11 protein-coding genes are annotated in these 16173 nt (G+C 63.6%); 2 read left to right on the forward strand and 9 right to left on the reverse strand.

Features of this window, described 5'->3' with window-relative positions; genetic code table 11:
- Positions 1 to 21: 21 nt before the first annotated feature.
- The 9 genes from ACX3OW_RS01000 to ACX3OW_RS01040 form a co-directional block, all read right to left on the reverse strand.
- Positions 22 to 2085: a methyl-accepting chemotaxis protein gene (locus ACX3OW_RS01000; protein ID WP_459093872.1), complete on the reverse strand. Its 2064-nt coding sequence runs from the start codon at positions 2083 to 2085 to the stop codon at positions 22 to 24.
- A gap of 264 nt (positions 2086 to 2349) precedes the next feature.
- A complete protein-coding gene (locus ACX3OW_RS01005; protein ID WP_459093873.1) occupies positions 2350 to 4428 on the reverse strand; it encodes a methyl-accepting chemotaxis protein in 2079 nt (692 codons plus the stop codon).
- A 206-nt stretch (positions 4429 to 4634) separates the two neighbouring features.
- The gene (locus ACX3OW_RS01010) at positions 4635 to 6704 is read right to left on the reverse strand and encodes a methyl-accepting chemotaxis protein (protein ID WP_459093874.1); all 2070 of its coding nucleotides are present in this window, start codon (positions 6702 to 6704) and stop codon (positions 4635 to 4637) included.
- A gap of 106 nt (positions 6705 to 6810) precedes the next feature.
- The gene (locus ACX3OW_RS01015; RefSeq protein ID WP_459093875.1) at positions 6811 to 9372 is read right to left on the reverse strand and encodes a methyl-accepting chemotaxis protein; all 2562 of its coding nucleotides are present in this window, start codon (positions 9370 to 9372) and stop codon (positions 6811 to 6813) included.
- A gap of 212 nt (positions 9373 to 9584) precedes the next feature.
- Complete coding sequence (locus ACX3OW_RS01020) at positions 9585 to 9974, reverse strand: response regulator (protein WP_459093876.1); 390 nt, start codon at positions 9972 to 9974, stop codon at positions 9585 to 9587.
- A gap of 140 nt (positions 9975 to 10114) precedes the next feature.
- Positions 10115 to 11164 (reverse strand): protein-glutamate methylesterase/protein-glutamine glutaminase, encoded by a 1050-nt coding sequence (locus ACX3OW_RS01025; protein WP_459093877.1) that lies wholly within the window; start codon positions 11162 to 11164, stop codon positions 10115 to 10117.
- A complete protein-coding gene (locus ACX3OW_RS01030) occupies positions 11161 to 12006 on the reverse strand; it encodes a CheR family methyltransferase (RefSeq protein ID WP_459093878.1) in 846 nt (281 codons plus the stop codon). The genes ACX3OW_RS01025 and ACX3OW_RS01030 overlap by 4 nt, the downstream gene beginning before the upstream one ends.
- 30 nt (positions 12007 to 12036) lie before the next feature.
- Positions 12037 to 13599, reverse strand: a complete 1563-nt coding sequence (locus ACX3OW_RS01035) for a methyl-accepting chemotaxis protein (protein ID WP_459093879.1) — start codon at positions 13597 to 13599, stop codon at positions 12037 to 12039.
- Positions 13600 to 13810: 211 nt separating this feature from the next.
- The gene (locus ACX3OW_RS01040) at positions 13811 to 14401 is read right to left on the reverse strand and encodes a chemotaxis protein CheD (protein WP_459093880.1); all 591 of its coding nucleotides are present in this window, start codon (positions 14399 to 14401) and stop codon (positions 13811 to 13813) included.
- Positions 14402 to 14564: 163 nt separating this feature from the next.
- Here ACX3OW_RS01040 and ACX3OW_RS01045 point away from each other — a divergent pair, with 163 nt between their 5' ends.
- Positions 14565 to 14912: a hypothetical protein gene (locus ACX3OW_RS01045; protein WP_459093881.1), complete on the forward strand. Its 348-nt coding sequence runs from the start codon at positions 14565 to 14567 to the stop codon at positions 14910 to 14912.
- 240 nt (positions 14913 to 15152) lie between these two features.
- Positions 15153 to 16142, forward strand: a complete 990-nt coding sequence (locus ACX3OW_RS01050) for an aldo/keto reductase (RefSeq protein ID WP_459093882.1) — start codon at positions 15153 to 15155, stop codon at positions 16140 to 16142.
- Positions 16143 to 16173: the final 31 nt, after the last annotated feature.

Genomic DNA, 16173 nt, shown 5'->3' on the forward strand with positions numbered 1-16173 from the left:
CTTTATCAATCGCGGCTGGCGTCAGAACTCGGACCATTCCTTGGCGATGGCCGCATTGCCCTGGGTCAGGTAGGAGCGGGCAGCGGTGCGGACCTTGTCGACCATGCCGCGCACCGGCGCGCGCTGGACCGACGTATCGACCTCGGCGTCGATGGTGAAAATGTCGATCACCCGATCCAGCTCGCTGGCCTGGGCTTCGGTCTGTTCGATGGCGGCATTGGTCTCTTCCACCAGCGCCGCATTATGCTGGGTCATCTCGTCCAGCGTGCGCACCGCCACCGAGACTTCATCAATCGCCGCCGCCTGCTCGCGGCTGGCGCGGGCGATGGACTGCATCAGGCTGGTATTCTCGTGCACGGCGTCCAGCATGGCGGTGAGCTGGTCGGAGGCATTGGACACCAGCTTGCTGCCGCCCCGAACCTCATTGGCGCTCTGCTCGATCAGCGCCTTGACGTCGGATGACGCACTGGCCGCCGACTGGGCCAGCCGCCGCACCTCCACCGCCACCACGGCAAAGCCCTTGCCGGCATCGCCGGCGCGGGCCGCTTCCACCGAGGCATTGAGCGCCAGCAGATTGGTCTGGAAGGCGATATCGTCGATCATGCCGATAATGTTGGAAATCTTGGCCGAGCTGGAGGTGATGCGTTCCATCGCCTGATTGGCTTGCTCCATGGTCACCCCGCTCTGGGCGGCGCTGTCGGATACCGACTGCGCCTTGCCATTGGCGTCTTCAGCCATGCGGGCATTCTCGGCCACGGTGCCAGCCAATTGCTCCATCGCCGCCGAGGTTTCCTCGATGGTCGCCGCCTGCTTGGTGGTGCGTTCGGAAAGATCATTGGCGCCGGAGAGGATTTCCCCGGTCGCGGTCTTGAGGGCGCGCGAGGTGGAGCGCAGCTGGGTCACCACGGCGCTGAGCTTGTCGGCCACCGCATTGGTGTCGGTCTTGAGCTTGGCAAACGAGCCCTGATAATCGCCTTCCATGCGCAGGGTCAGATCGGTATCGGCCAGTGCTGCCAGCACCTCGCCGGTTTCGCCGAGGCCGCGATCCACCGTTTCCACCAGATTGTTGACGCTGCCGGCCAGGGCATTGAGTTCGGGATCGGGGAACTGGGCGTGGACGCGCTTGGAGAAATCGCCGGCGATGGCGGCATCCACCACCTCGCCAAACGCCGCCTGCAGCGCCACCATCATATCGGTGCGCTCGATGCGGCGGCGCTGCGATGCGGCGCGCTCTTCCTCGGTCATCTGGCTGACCTTGAGGCCGTTTTCGCGGAAAATCTCGACGGCGCGGGCCATTTCGCCCACTTCATTACCGCGGGTGATGAACGGCACTTCGGTTTCATAATCGCCCTCGGCCACCGCCTTCATGGTCCGCGCCAGCTTGGGCACCGAACCCATCATCAGGCGCGACAGCACATAGCCGATGGCGCCCAGCGCAAGGAGGGTCACGAGGCCGACCAGCAGCAGCATCTTGACCGCGTCGAGCACCACCGCTTCGACCTTGTCCTTGTCGACGCCGACAAACAGCAAGCCGACCGGCGCCCCGGCCTGATCAAGGATCGGCTGATAGGCGGTATAATAGGCGGTGCCAGCCAGCACATCCTCGCCGTAATAAGGCTGGCCCGCGAGCAGGGTCGCATAGGCCGGATTGGCCTGGCCCAGGGTAGTGCCGGCCAGACGCTGGCCATCAGCGCCGGCAATGGTCGTGGTCATGCCCACAAAACCCTGGCTGGCCTCGTCCCAGCCGAAAATGCTGGCGGCCTCGCCGGTGATGCGGGCGATGGAATCGACGATGTCATGATTGAGAAACTGGCGCGGCATGGCCCAGGTGTGGATTTCGGCCAGCTCGCCGGCTTCGCCCCATTTGACCTCGGCGCCCGGCAGATTGCCTTCGACGATGGTGGCCGCCGTTTTGAGATTGGTCGTCTGCTGGCTCAGCGCCGTGCTGCGGGTGGAGGCGCTCAAATTGAGATAGATTGCCGCCGTGACCACGCTCACCGAAACAATGATAGCCGAGATCACCAATGCAGCGATCATCGTGGTCAGTTTTATATTGCCGAAGAATTGCCCAACGCGCGTCAACATTTCGATTGCCCCATGCTCCCCCCACGCGTTGCAGCAAGCTGCTCGCGCCTTGATCCGGTAAAATTACCAGAACGTGCTTAAGCGAATGTTTAACACGCCCGGAATCCGGGGCTTTGGGGGCGGCAGGCGGGCTATGCCGTTCAATGTACTAAACATTCCAGAACGGCCAAACCCACCAAAAGCAACGACCCCCGCAACGCTGGAGCATTGCGAGGGTCGGTTTGGTCCGATTTCAGATATGGCGCCGTTGGGTTGTCGCCAGCGTTAGAACTCGCTCCAGTCCGTCGCCAGCGCGGTATTGCCGTGGCTGCGCAGATTGGATGAGGCGGCGGCCAGACGCTGCTGCAGGCTGCGCGCGGCGCCAGTGCCGCCGGCAGGACGCTGGTCGCGCCCGGCGGGGACAGGCTGCTGGTCGAGGCGGAACACGTCGACGATGCGGTCGAGTTCGCTGGCCTGCGCCTCGGTCTGCTCGATGGCGGCATTGGTTTCTTCAACCAGCGCCGCATTGTGCTGGGTCATTTCATCCATGGTGCGGACGGCGGTGGACACTTCCTCGATGGCCGACGCCTGTTCGCGGCTGTCATTGGCGATGGATTCGAGCAGGCCATTATTGCCGCGCGCCGCTTCCAGCATCGCCTTGAGCTTGCCGGCCGCATCGCCCACCAGCTTGGAGCCGGAGCTGACTTCGCCAGCCGACTGCTCGATCAATACCTTGACCTCGCTGGAGGCCTGCGCCGCCGACTGGGCCAGCCGGCGCACTTCCACGGCAACGACAGCAAAGCCCTTGCCCGCGTCACCCGCGCGGGCGGCTTCCACTGAAGCATTCAAGGCAAGCAGATTGGTCTGGAAGGCGATGTCGTCAATCATGCCGATGATGTTGGAAATCTTGGCCGAGGACTGGGTGATGCGCTCCATCGCCGAGGTCGCCGCATCCATCACCTGGCCGCCTTCTTCGGCGGTGCGGGTGACCTGGGCCGCGTTGACGCTGGCTTCCCTGGCGCGCTGCGCATTCTGCTGCACGGTAGACGCCAGCTGCTCCATCGCCGCCGAGGTTTCCTCGATGGTCGCCGCCTGCTTGGTGGTGCGTTCGGACAAATCATTGGCGCCGGAGAGGATTTCCCCGGTCGCGGTCTTGAGCGCGCCCGACGTGTGGCGCAGCTGGCCGACCACTTCGGTCAGCTTGTCGGCTACCGCATTGATGTCGGTTTTGAGCGTGGCGAAGGCGCCTTCATAATCGCCCTCCATGCGCTCGGTCAGGTCGGTATCGGCCAGTGCGCCGAGCACCTGACCAATTTCGGTGACGCCGCGATTGAAGGTCGAGACCAGATTGTTGACGCTGCTGGCCAGCCCGTTCAGTTCAGGATCGGGGAATTCGACCTGCACCTGGCGGGTGAAGTCACCGGCGACCGCGGCATCGACCACTTCGCCAAAGGCCGATTGCAGCTCGCTCATCATCTTCTGCCGGTTTTCCTGATCGGCAATGATCCGCGCCGCCTCGGCCTCGGTCATCTGGCTGACGCGCAGCCCGTTCTGGCGGAACACTTCAACGGCGCGGGCCATGGCGCCCACTTCATTGCCGCGCTCGATAAAGGGAACCTCGGTCTCATAATTGCCTTCGGCGATGGCTTCCATCGAGCCGGCCAGCTTGGGGATCGGCTTGGTGATCACCCGCGACAGCACGAGGCCGACCAGGCCCAGCGCCACGGTGACCAGCCCGCCGACCATCAGGATCAGCCCGAGCACGGCATTGGCAGCTTCCTCGACCTTGGCCATCGGCGTGCCGACAAAGATCGCGCCCATGACTTCGCCGCTCATCTTTTCGATCGGCTGCAGGGCGGCGAAATAGCTGGCGCCGTTGATCGGCAACTGACCGATATAGCTTTCACCGGCCAGAATGGCGGCATAGGCCGGGCTGGAGGCGTCGAGCACCAGATCGGCAACGCGGCTGCCATCCTCGGCGGCAACGCTGGTGGTTTTGGCCATCAGTGCCTGGGTGGCCGTATCCATCACATAGATCGAGGCATCCTGCTTGGTGACGCGGGTCACTGAATCGATGATTTCGGTATCGTAGAACGGTGGAATGGCCCAGCTCTGGAAGGCCGCCATGGTGCCCTCATCGGTCCAGTTCAGCACCGAGCCGGAAATGCGCCGCTCGAGAATGGTCGCCGCCACCGCCAGATTGGTTTCCTGCTGCATCTGGCTGTCGGCAATAGAGCGATCATGCAGGTTCAAATAAATCGCGCCGGACACGGCAGCGATCGAGCCGATAATGGCAACCAGGACCAGCGCCGCGATGGCCGTGGTCATCTTGATATTGCCAAACATGGCAAAGAGCTTGCGCATAAGCGAATTCCCCAAGCATCCGGGCAGGCGAAGCATCGCGCGCCATGCGGACCCAAACTGATGGGGAAAGTTACGGGACAGCCGTTAAGCTAAAGTTGTCCGAGCGGCCCCGTATCGGCGCAGAACACGAATAATTTCGCCAAATCCCGGCTTAGCGCCGGAAAAACCGCTCACCGGGACGCGATGGCGCCCCGGTGAGCTGGTTTTTAGAACTCGGTCCAGTCGACGTCGACCGCGGCGTTGCCCCGGCTCAGATAGCTGCGGGCCGCCGACTTGAGCGCCTGTTGCTGCGGCGCCCGCGCCCGGGTCGGCGGCATGGCGCGCGCCGGGCTGGTCGGCATCTGATCGAGCGTGAACACCTCGACGATCCGGTCCAGCTCGCTGGCCTGCGCCTCGGTCTGCTCGATGGCGGCGTTGATCTCCTCGACCAGCGCCGCATTATGCTGGGTCATCTCATCCATCTGCCGCACCGCCGTGCCGACCTCTTCGATGGCCGAGGCCTGCTCGCGGCTGTCGCGGGCAATGCCGGTCATCAACTCGTCGGAGGAACGGGCGGCGGTCAGCATCACTTCGAGCTTGCCCGCCGCATCATGCACCAGCCCCGAGCCCTGCCGCACTTCGCTGGCGCTCTGCTCGATCAGCACCTTGACGTCAGCCGAGGCATTGGCAGCGGACTGGGCCAGCCGCCGCACTTCGACGGCGACCACGGCAAAACCCTTGCCGGCGTCGCCGGCGCGGGCTGCTTCCACCGAGGCGTTGAGCGCGAGCAGGTTGGTCTGGAAGGCGATGTCGTCGATCAGCCCGATGATGTTGGAGATCTTGCCCGAGCTTTGGGTAATGCGTTCCATCGCCTCGGTGGCGCGCTGCATCACCGCCCCGCCATCTTCGGCGGCGGTGCTGACGGTGGCGGCAACCGTGCTGGCCTGCCGCGCCCGTTCGGCATTCTGCATCACGGTGGAGGCCAATTGCTCCATCGCCGCCGAGGTTTCCTCGATGGTGGCGGCCTGGCGTGTGGTGCGTTCGGAAAGGTCATTGGCGCCGGAGAGGATTTCGCCAGTGGCGGTCTTCAGCGTGCCCGAGGTTTCGCGCAATTGCCCGACCACATCGGTCAGCTTGTCGGCCACCGCATTGACGTCGGATTTGAGCGTGGCAAAGGCGCCGTCATAATCGCCGCCCATGCGCCGCGTCAGGTCGGTATTGGCCAGCGCGCCCAGCACCGAGCCGATCTCGGTGACGCCATGGTTAAAATTAGACACCAGCGTGTTGACGCTGCTGGCCAGGTTGTTGAGTTCGGGATCGGGGAATTCGCTGGTCACCCGACCGCTGAAATCGCCGGCCACGGCGGCATCGACCACCTGGCCGAAGGCGTGCTGCAATTCGCTCATCATCAGCTGGCGGTTGTCGCGGTCGGCGATGATGCGGGCCGCTTCGGCCTCGGTCATTTCGCTGACGCGCAGGCCATTAGCGCGGAACACTTCCACCGCGCGCGCCATGGCGCCCAGCTCATTGCCGCGCGCCACATAGGGCACTTCGGTGGTGTAATTGCCGTCGGCAATCGCCTGCATCGCCCCGGCGATACACGGGATCGGGCCGGTCAGCCGGCGCGACAGCAGCAGGCAGATGCCGCCCATCACCACCAGAAGCAGCAGCCCCATAATCGCCATGCCCGGCAGCGACCCATCGGCGGCGGATTCGGCCTGCTGCGCATCGCCACCGACAAAGAAGGCGCCGAGCGGCACATTCTTGAGATCGGTGAAGGGTTGGAAGGCGCCGTGGAAGCGGGTGCCCTGCATCATCACCTCGCCGTAAAACGGCAATCCTGCCGCCAGCGCCGCATGCTCGGGCGACGTCTTATCAATGGCAAAGCCAAGGGCGCGCTTGCCGTCGGGCAGCTCGAAGCTGGTGGATTTGGCGAGGAACTCGCCGGTGGCCGTATCGAGGCCGAAGATCGCGGCGGAACCCTGGGTGATGCGGGTGACCGAGTCGATGGCGGCGCTATCGTGGAAAAACGGCAGCGAAAATGCCTGGAACGCGGCCATCTGGCCGTCCTCCGCCCAGGTCAGCACCGAGCCGGACAGGCGCTTTTCCAGAATGGTGCCGGCCAGTTGCAGATTGGCCGCCTGCTGCGCCACGCTCTGATTGATCGACTGCCGCCGCAGGTCGATATAGCCATTGACCGAATAGGCCACGATGGTGACGAGAATGCTCATCAGCACCAGCCCGGCAATGGCTGTCGTCAGTTTGATATTGCCCCAGAAATCCGAAATCGACCGCATCGTCCGCCTGCTCCCCCGCTGGCATCTGCTTGTATGGAAGGCTTATAGCGGGGCGGAACTTAACGGCGCGTTGCTCTTGTATGGAAGACTGGCGGGCGAGCCTGCGCTAGAACTCGCTCCAGTCCTTCTCGACGGCGGCATTGCCGTGGCTGAGATAGGATTTGGCGACGCTGCGCAGCTTGTCCTGCAGGCCACGCGCGCCGTCGGCCACCGCCTGGATCGGCGCGGGGCGGCGCTGCGGCGCCGGGGCTACCGCATCGATGGCGAAGATATCGACGATGCGGTCGAGCTCGGTCGCCTGGGCCTCGGTCTGCTCGATGGCAGCGTTGATCTCCTCGACCAGCGCCGCATTGTGCTGGGTCATCTCATCCATGGTGCGAACCGCCAGATTGACCTCTTCGATGGCCCCGGCCTGTTCGTGGCTGTCCTTGGCGATGCCGCTCATCAGCGCATTGGACGAGCGCGCCGCGCTGACCATGGCTTCGAGCTTGGCGGCGGCATCGAGCACCAGCCGGGAGCCGCCCTTGACCTCGCCGGCCGACTGCTCGATCAGCACTTTGACTTCCGAGGAGGCATTGGCCGCCGATTGCGCCAAGCGACGGACCTCGACGGCGACCACGGCAAAACCCTTGCCGGCATCGCCGGCGCGGGCGGCTTCCACCGACGCGTTCAAGGCCAACAAATTGGTCTGGAAGGCGATATCGTCGATCAGGCCGATGATGTTGGAAATCTTGCCCGAGCTTTGGGTGATGCGCTGCATCGCTTCGGTGGCCTGCGCCATCACCTGCCCACCCTCTTCGGCGGTGTGGGTCACGGTGGCGGCGACGCCGCTGGCCTGCTTGGCGCGCTCGGCATTCTGCAGCACGGTGGAGGCCAATTGCTCCATCGCCGCCGAGGTTTCCTCGATGGTGGCGGCCTGTTTGGTGGTGCGCTCGGACAGGTCATTGGCGCCGGAAAGGATTTCCCCGGTCGCCGCTTTCAGCGTGCGGGAGGTATCCTTGAGCTGGCCGACAATATCGGTCAGCTTGTCGGCCACCGCATTGGTATCGGCCTTCAGCTGGGCGAAGGCGCCTTCATAGTCGCCCTCCATGCGCTTGGTCAGGTCGGTCTCGGCCAGCGCCGCCAGCACCGAGCCGGTTTCGCTGACGCCGCGATCGACGGTGGCGACCAGATGATTGACCGAGCGGGCCAGCCTGTTGAGTTCATCATCGGGGAATTCGGCATCGACCCGGCGGGTGAAATCGCCGGCAATCGCCGCATCCACCACCGCGCCGAAGGCTCGTTGCAGATTCTGCATCATGATGGCGCGTTCGGCCTGGCTGCGGATGATCTGGTCGGCTTCCGCCTCGGTCAATTGCGCGATGCGCAGGCCATTTTCGCGGAACACTTCCACAGCGCGGGCCATGGCGCCCAGTTCGTCCTTGCCATCGGCGCCGCGCACCGCGACATCGAGATCACCATCGGCGAGCGCTTCCATCGTGGTGGTGAGGCGGCCGATCGGCCGGCTGACCGACCGGGCGAAGAAATAGCCGGCAATCGCGGCGATGGCGAGCAACGCCCCGCCAATGGCCAGCATCATATTGCGCATGTCGGTGATCGGCGCATAGGCCTCGTCCTCGCCGACCGCCGTGACCACCGCCCAATTGGCACCGCCGAAAGCCAGCGGCTGGGCGGTCAGCATCATGGCCATGCCGCGATAATCCGACGCAATGCCGATGGCCTCGGTGCCGGCAAGCGCGGCTGCGACGATGGGGTTCTGGAAACTGGTGGCCAGTGAATCATCGGCCTCCGAGAAGCGGGAATCCGAGCGCATCAGGAAATCAGCGCCGACAAAGAAGCTCTCGCCGGTTTCGCCCAGCCCATCGGACTTGTTCATGATGGCATTGACCGAGGCGGTCGAAATGGCGACGGCGAGCACGCCGACCAGTTTCTGCCGGTTGTCGAAAACCGGGGTCGCCATGAAGCTTTGCGGCGCGCCGGCGGCGGCGCCATAGGCGGAGAAATCCTCGAACGACACCTGGCCGCCCTCGGCCATTTTCGCGGCCGCCTGAAACGCCTGGCCGAGCCCGGTTGCGGCACCGGGGCCGCTGGCAAAACTGGTGGCAAAATCGTCGCGCTTCATCACCGAATAAATCAGATTGCCGTTCGGATCGAGCAGCATCAGATCGGCATAGCCGCGCGCCTGCAATTGCCGGCGGAAGGCCGGATGAATCTTGGAATGGGTGAAGTCGTAATTGGTGCGCTTGTCGGCAGTCGACACGTCGAGCAGGTCGCGCTGCGCCTGGTCGGGATTGTTGGCAATATAGGCTGTTTGCAGCGCCGCTACCGGGTCGCTCGCCAGCGAGCCGGTAGAAAACTGGCCCCAGGTAATGTTGAGATCGCGCAGGATGGTCTGGGTCGATTCCGTCGCCGCGGTAATGCTCAGATCCTTGGCGATGCCCTCGAGATAGGAGCCCAGCTCGTTCGACGTCTGGGTGGCGACGGTCTCGATCTGCCGCCGCGACAATTGCTCGACCGTGGCCGAACCGATCAGGTAACTCGCCAGCCCCACCCCGGCACTCACCAGCAGCGCCGACCCGACCAGTGCCAATGGCAGTTTCTGGGCAATCTTCAGTTGCGGCAACAGTCCCATCGAACGCTCCAGCTGTTCGCTGACCGCCAGCCGCATGCCCCGGCGCTGCCGGTGACACGAAAATACCGCGCCCTTGCACGGCGCGGATTGCTGCGGTCGTCCCCCTCATGTCGGCTTTGCCGATCAATGGAAACGATACACTTGGGCGATTAACCACTCCTTACGCACAAATCTCGATGCCGAAAGGGCAGCCGGAAACGAAAAGGCCACCCCGAAGGGTGGCCCGATTTTTGTGCTGGCAGCGCGGTTTAGGTCAGCGCGCCGATCACCGCCTCGATGCGCTTTTTCATGGTCGACGCGTCGAATGGCTTGATGATGTAATTGTTGACGCCGAAGGAAATGGCTTCCTTGACCTGCTCCTTGTCGGAGCGTCCCGTGGCCATGATGAACGGCATGGACTGGGTGCGCGGGTGCTTGCGGATGACCTTGAGCAAGGTCAGCCCGTCAATATCTTCCATGTTCCAGTCGGAGATGACCAGGTCGACATTGGATTTTTCCAGCTTGCCCAAGGCGTCGCGGCCACTCTTGGCCTCGATGATGTCCTTGAAACCGAGCTGGGTGAGAATGTATTTGCAGATACCGCGCATGGACTGCTGGTCGTCGACGATCAGGACGCTGACTGCGCTGGCTTTAGGCATGGTCGTATTTCACCTTCCTGGCGAGTGGGGCCTTGAGACCCCGTATTTTCTGCCAAAACACTAGGCAACAAGCGTTACAAATCTCTCAACCGGGAGGTTGGAATTGACACGGAACGGCCTGATGCGGGCGTTGTGGCGCTTTAGGCGGCCGATTTAAGCCGCGTCAGCGCCTGGGCCAGCCGCGCCGCGATGGCTTCCACCGGCGCCTGTTCCATCACGGCGCCCTCTTCGAAGGCCACGCGCGGCATGCCATAGACCAGCGCCGAGGCCTGGCTCTGGCCTACCGTATAGGCACCGGCGTCGCGCATCAGCTTGAGCCCGCGGGCGCCATCGCGCCCCATGCCGGTCAGGATCGCGCCGACCCCCAGGGCACCGGCGGTCTTGGCCACCGATTCAAACAGCACGTCGACACTCGGGCGATGGCCGCTTTCCAGCTCATCCTGGCTCAGCCGGGCCTTGAGTTGCCCCGAGACCCGCTCGACGCGCAAATGATAGTCGCCGCGCGCCACATAGGCATGGCCGATCTGCAACGGCATGCGGTCTTCCGCCTCCAGCACCGTCAGCGCGCAGACCTCGTCGAGCCGGGCAGCAAAACGGCCGGTGAAACCGGCCGGCATGTGCTGGGCAATCAGGATGGGCGGGCAATCGACCGGCATGGCAGCCAGCACGGTGCGGATGGCTTCCACCCCACCCGTCGAGGCGCCGATGGCAATCAGCGCTCCGGGCGGGGCGGCGGCGGTCTTGACCGTAACCTTGGGGGCTTCGGCCCGATTGGCCGAGGCGCCATGCACATCGGATTTGGCGGCAGCGCGGATCTTGTCGCGCAGATTGGCGCCGAAGGCTTCGATGCCGCCGGCAAATTCGGCACTGGGCTTGGCGACGAAATCCACCGCGCCGAGTTCGAGCGCCAGCAGGGTTTCGCTGGCCCCCTTCTTGGTCAGCGTCGACACCATCACCACCGGGGTGGGGCGCAAGCGCATCAGCTTTTCGAGGAATTGCAGCCCGTTCATATTGGGCATTTCGATATCGAGCGTCACCACATCGGGGTTCAGCGTCTTGATCTTTTCGCGCGCATCGATCGGATCGGTGGCCGTGCCCACCACCTTGATATCGCCATCACGCATCAGCATGCGCGTCAGCACTTCGCGGATCAGCGCCGAATCGTCGACGACCAGGACCTTGATGCTCATGCCGCTTCTCGTCTGCTGGAGGTACGCTTGGATTGATAGATGGTCTTGCCGACAAGGCGGAAACCCTCGCCGCCCGAACCCAGATTTTCGGAATGCCCGATATAGAGGAAGGCCTTGGGCGCCAGCAGCGCGCTGAAGCGGCCGAACAGCTCGCCCTGGGTGGGCTTGTCGAAATAGATCGCCACATTGCGGCAGAAAATCGCGTCGAATGGCCCCTTCATCGGCCAGGCGCCAATCAGATTGAGCGGCTTGAACGACACCAGCTCGCGCGCCACCGCCGGAATATAGATCATGCCATCGTCGCCACGCTCGAACGGGCGGGCGCGCTCAGGGCTGAGTTCGGCGATCTCGCTGGCGGGGTAGAAGCCGCGCGCCGCCTTGGTGAGCACATTCGTATCGATATCGGTGCCCAGAATCTTGAAATCCCAGCGTTTCAGCTCGGGAAACGCCGTCAGCAGATCCAGGCCGATCGTATAGGGCTCCTGCCCGGTCGAGCAGCCGGCCGACCAGATGCGCAAGCGGTTGCCGCGCGGCTTTTCCGCGATCAGCGCCGCGACATGGCTGCGCAGATGCTCGAAATGATGGTCTTCGCGATAGAAGCGGGTGAGATTGGTGGTGAGGGCGTTGATGAAATCCTGGCCATCGCCGGCGCTGCCGCCATGCTCGAGATAGTCGACATAGGCGTCGAAACCCGGCAGGCCGAGAGCGCGCACGATCTTGCTCAGGCGCGAGATCACCAGCGTTCGTTTCGCATCGCTCAGCGAGATACCGGCAACCTGATAGACCCGGTTCTTGATGCGAGTGAACTCGCGGTCGCTAAGGGAGATTTCTCCCGGTTCCATGTGGCCTACCCCAATTCCCATTCGTTCGGGTCAGCCGCGTGCCCGTCGCGCCAGGGGAACCGAACTGGTTTCCTCGGCCGCACTGAACGACGCCATCCGCCCGACAAGGCGCTTCAGCGCCAAATCACCTTCGCCCAGTGTCGTGGCGATCGTATCGGTCTCATTGCTTAGATTGCGTAAATGCAGCTCCAGCCCGGCAATCACCGCCTGCAGCGCCTTGGTTTCGCCCACCCCGGTCTCGGACTGGGCCCGGCCGCGCTTGACCGCCGCCCTGATCTCGCGCGCCGAACGGCTGGTCAGTTGCGCCAGCTGGCGCACCTCATCGGCCACCACGGCAAAGCCGGCGCCGGCTTCGCCGGCTCGGGCCGCTTCGACGGCGGCATTGAGCGCCAGCAGGTTGGTGCGGAACGACACATCCTCGATGGCCTGCACCATCTGGTCGATATCGTGGGTCATGTGGTCGATCTCGCCGACCAGTGCCTCGGTGCGCCGCACGCCCAGATCGGCTTCGCCCGCCAGATTTTGCGCCTCGCGACCGAGCAGTTGAGCCTGGCGCAAGCGCCCGCTGCCTGTCGCCAGCGCCCGGCCGGTCACCAAGGCATCCTCGCGACTATCGGCGGCCAGAGCACCATATTGCGCCGCGCGGCGTTCGAAGCCGTCCAGCAGATGCCCGACCTTGCCCAGCCGCGCCTCCAGCGCCAGCCGCTGGGCCCGTTCGGTGTCGAATTGTTCGCTGATGGTTTCGATGAACTCATGCAGTCGTCGCGCCATGCTCCCCAAGGGGCCATCCAGCGCGTCCGGCAGCTCGTCGGCGCCCGACACCACGGCCTCCAGCTGGAGCAGCCCGCCATCAAGGGCACCGAGGCCGCGATTGAGCGCCGCCAGCACCGGCTGGGTCGCGGCCACATCGGCCTCGAAGCGGAACCCGGTCTGGCCGCTGGCCAGCGCACCGGCAAAGGCGTCCAGATCATCATCTTCGATATAGCTGCCGGCCGGCAGCATTTCGAGCAGGTAGCGGCCCTTGGCCAGCGGCCGGCGCAGCACGGTAAACCGCCCGCTGCCCAGCATCACCATGGTCTCTTCCGGGGCCCCGCCGCCCGATTGCAGATAGCCGGTGCCGAACAGCATATCGAGCGTCGCGCCCTCGCTGACCCCGGCCATCAGCCGCGTCGCGCCGGCACTGGCGGCATGAATGACGCCCTTGTCGTCCACCACCACGGCGGGCTGCCGCATCGCGGCGATGGCACTTTTGAAATGATGCGCCTTTTCCAGGCGCTTGCCGAGCCGCGCCACGATAGCGGCCATGCTGAGTGGCTCGTCGGGTTGCTCGCTCAAGCCGGCGGCCAGGGCCACCGAGGCCAGCGTGATGTCATGCTGCCGGTCAAACCGGGCGGCGAGGGCAAATGTGCCGATCAGCGCCACCAGCAGCAGGCCGATGGCACCGGAAAATCCGAGCCATCCCTGGCCGAACACAGCCAGCCAAGTGCCCCCCAGTGCCACCGCGCCCAGCCACAACAAGCTGGCGATCAACGCCAGCCGCCGCTGCGGCGTGGCGGGCATGATCCGCAAATCATCAGGGCGTGGGTCCAACATGATCGAACCCTACGGAGGAATGGTTAACCAAGTCTATAAAGCGCCGCTCCGGTGCAAGACTTTGCTAAGCCTGATTGTTGAAAGGTGAAGAACTGGACCGTTTTGAGACGGCGGCTTACTCGGAATGGCGTGACGAAGACTGACCCTACACTGAGATGATGACACTCGGCCTCCACCTGTGCCGCCCCGGCCCCCTCCGGAGGCCAAAAAACTAAAACAGTTCGATATCGTCGCGGGGCGGCCGGATCACGGTGCGACGACGCGCCAGCGCTGCTTCCTCGCGCGCCACATTGGCCCCCAGCTCGCTATCGAGCCGTCGCACGAAGGCGCGGCCGGAATGGGGTTTGAACAGCACGCGACGGGCAAAAGAGCCGCCCAGATCCTCGCTATTGGCGAAATAGCCTTCGTCGGCGAGGAACTGGCGCACGAATTCGATATTCTTCAGGCCGACATCGTCGAGCACCGAATTGATCTTGCCGCCGCCAAACACCTTGATCTCGAGATTGACCTTCTTACCGGTGCCCCGCGTCATCACCTGGTTGATCAATTGTTCCATGGCAAAGGCGCCATAGCGCGCCGAGGCGCCGTAGCGATCCTTGGCGGAGCCCGATTGTTCGGCCAGCAGGAAGTGATTCATCCCGCCGACATTGGCGACCCGGTCGCGAATACAGGCCGAGATGCAGGACCCCAACACGGTTGAATAGGTGAGATCGACATCATTGGAGACGTGGCAGTCGCCCTGGTGCACGGTGGTCACCACCCCGCGATCAAACTCGGGCGGTAGAGAAGTCGGCAATGCCATTTATCGTCTGCAACCCCAAAAGCCTATGTTCCGATCGTAGCGTTAAACTCGTTAGCCAATTGCTAACCATGCAGACCGAGGAAACCACTGCCGCCGAACACGGCAAGGAGAGCTTTAGAAAGATTGGGCTAGGGTGCCGCAACGGGGCTAGGATCGAATCTTTATGTCACTGCAGAAACTCGCGAGAGAACTCGATGAGACCGCGCGCCAGACGGCGTCGATGCTAGAAGGCATCACCGAAGCCCTCGACCTGCTGGCCGACAAGAGCCAGGACGCCACGGTTCGGCATGCCGTGCAGATGATCGTCACCGCCCTGCAGGGTCAGGATCGCATCGAGCAGCGCTGCCACAATATGGCTTTGGCCGTGCGCCAGTTCGCCCTGCTGCCGCCCACCGCCCCCGACAGTGTCTATGACGAAATCTGGGCCAGCCTGACGCTGGACGAATTGCGCGTGCCCGCGCTCAGCGGCATCGCCGCCCACCAGAGCAGCGGCGACGCCGAACTGTTCTAGCGGGTCTATTTTCCGGTCTGTCGTAAAGGGTGCCGCAAGGCGCCTTTTTTGTACGTGGACGGCTTTCGACCCCGCTCCGGCCGTCCAAGGCCTCGCGAATGTGTTCCAAAAGCTGACATTCATAGGCTGGGCCCCGGACCGGCTACAGCGGCGGCCCCAGTTTCCAAAGCACGGTCCTGCCGCAACGGTTGAGGGATCGGCGACCACATGCAACGATGCGGCGCCGGCGAGGAGAACGAAATGCAAAAACGCACGCTTGGACAGGGGCTGGAAGTGTCGGCGCTGTCGCTCGGATCGATGGGATATGGCAAGGCACGCGAAATCCCTGACCGACCAGAAATGATCTCGCTTCTGCGTGCCGCTGTCGATCGTGGCATGGACTTCTTCGATACTGCGGAAACCTATGGCCCTTGGACCAACGAGGAAATGGTCGGTGAGGCGTTTGCCGGTATCCGCGATCAGGTGAAGATCGCGACCAAATTCGGCTGGGACATCGATCAGGACACCGGTGAGCATCGCGGCGGGGTCAACAGCCAGCCCTCCCAGATCAGGCGCGCCGTCGAAGGCAGCCTCAAACGCCTCGGAACTGATTATATCGATCTCTACTACCAGCACCGCGTCGATCCCGATGTGCCGATGGAAGACGTCGCCGGTGTGGTCAAGGACTTGATCGCCGAGGGCAAAGTGCTGCATTTTGGCCTGTCCGAGGCGGGTGCCAGATCCATCCGCGCCGCCCATGCCGTGCAACCCGTTACAGCGCTGCAGAGCGAATATTCTCTATGGACCCGTGAGCCGGAAGCCGAAATCCTGCCCACGCTCGAAGAACTGGGCATTGGCTTCGTGTCATTTAGCCCCCTGGGTAAGGGCTTCCTGACTGGCACCATCGATCCGGCAGCCAGCTTTGTCAGCGGGGATTTCCGTGGTCAGATCCCCCGTTTCGCGCCCGAAGCCATGGCCAATAACCAGGCCCTGGTCGATCTCATTCGCCGCGTCGGCGACCGCCACGGCGCCACGCCTGGTCAGGTGGCCTTGGCCTGGATTCTTGCACAGAAGCCCTGGATCGTGCCTCTGTTCGGCACCCGCAAGCTCGATCGTTTCGACGAGAATGTCGGGTCGCTACTGGTCAAGCTGACCGCCGACGACCTTACCGAAATCGAGCAGGCCGCTGCCCAGATCAAGATCGCGGGAGAGCGTTATCCCGACGCGACGCTGAAACGATCAGGACTGTGAAAGCACGGACATAAAGTCAGCTGGGATGTAT

This window comes from Devosia sp. A449 (assembly GCF_054489375.1).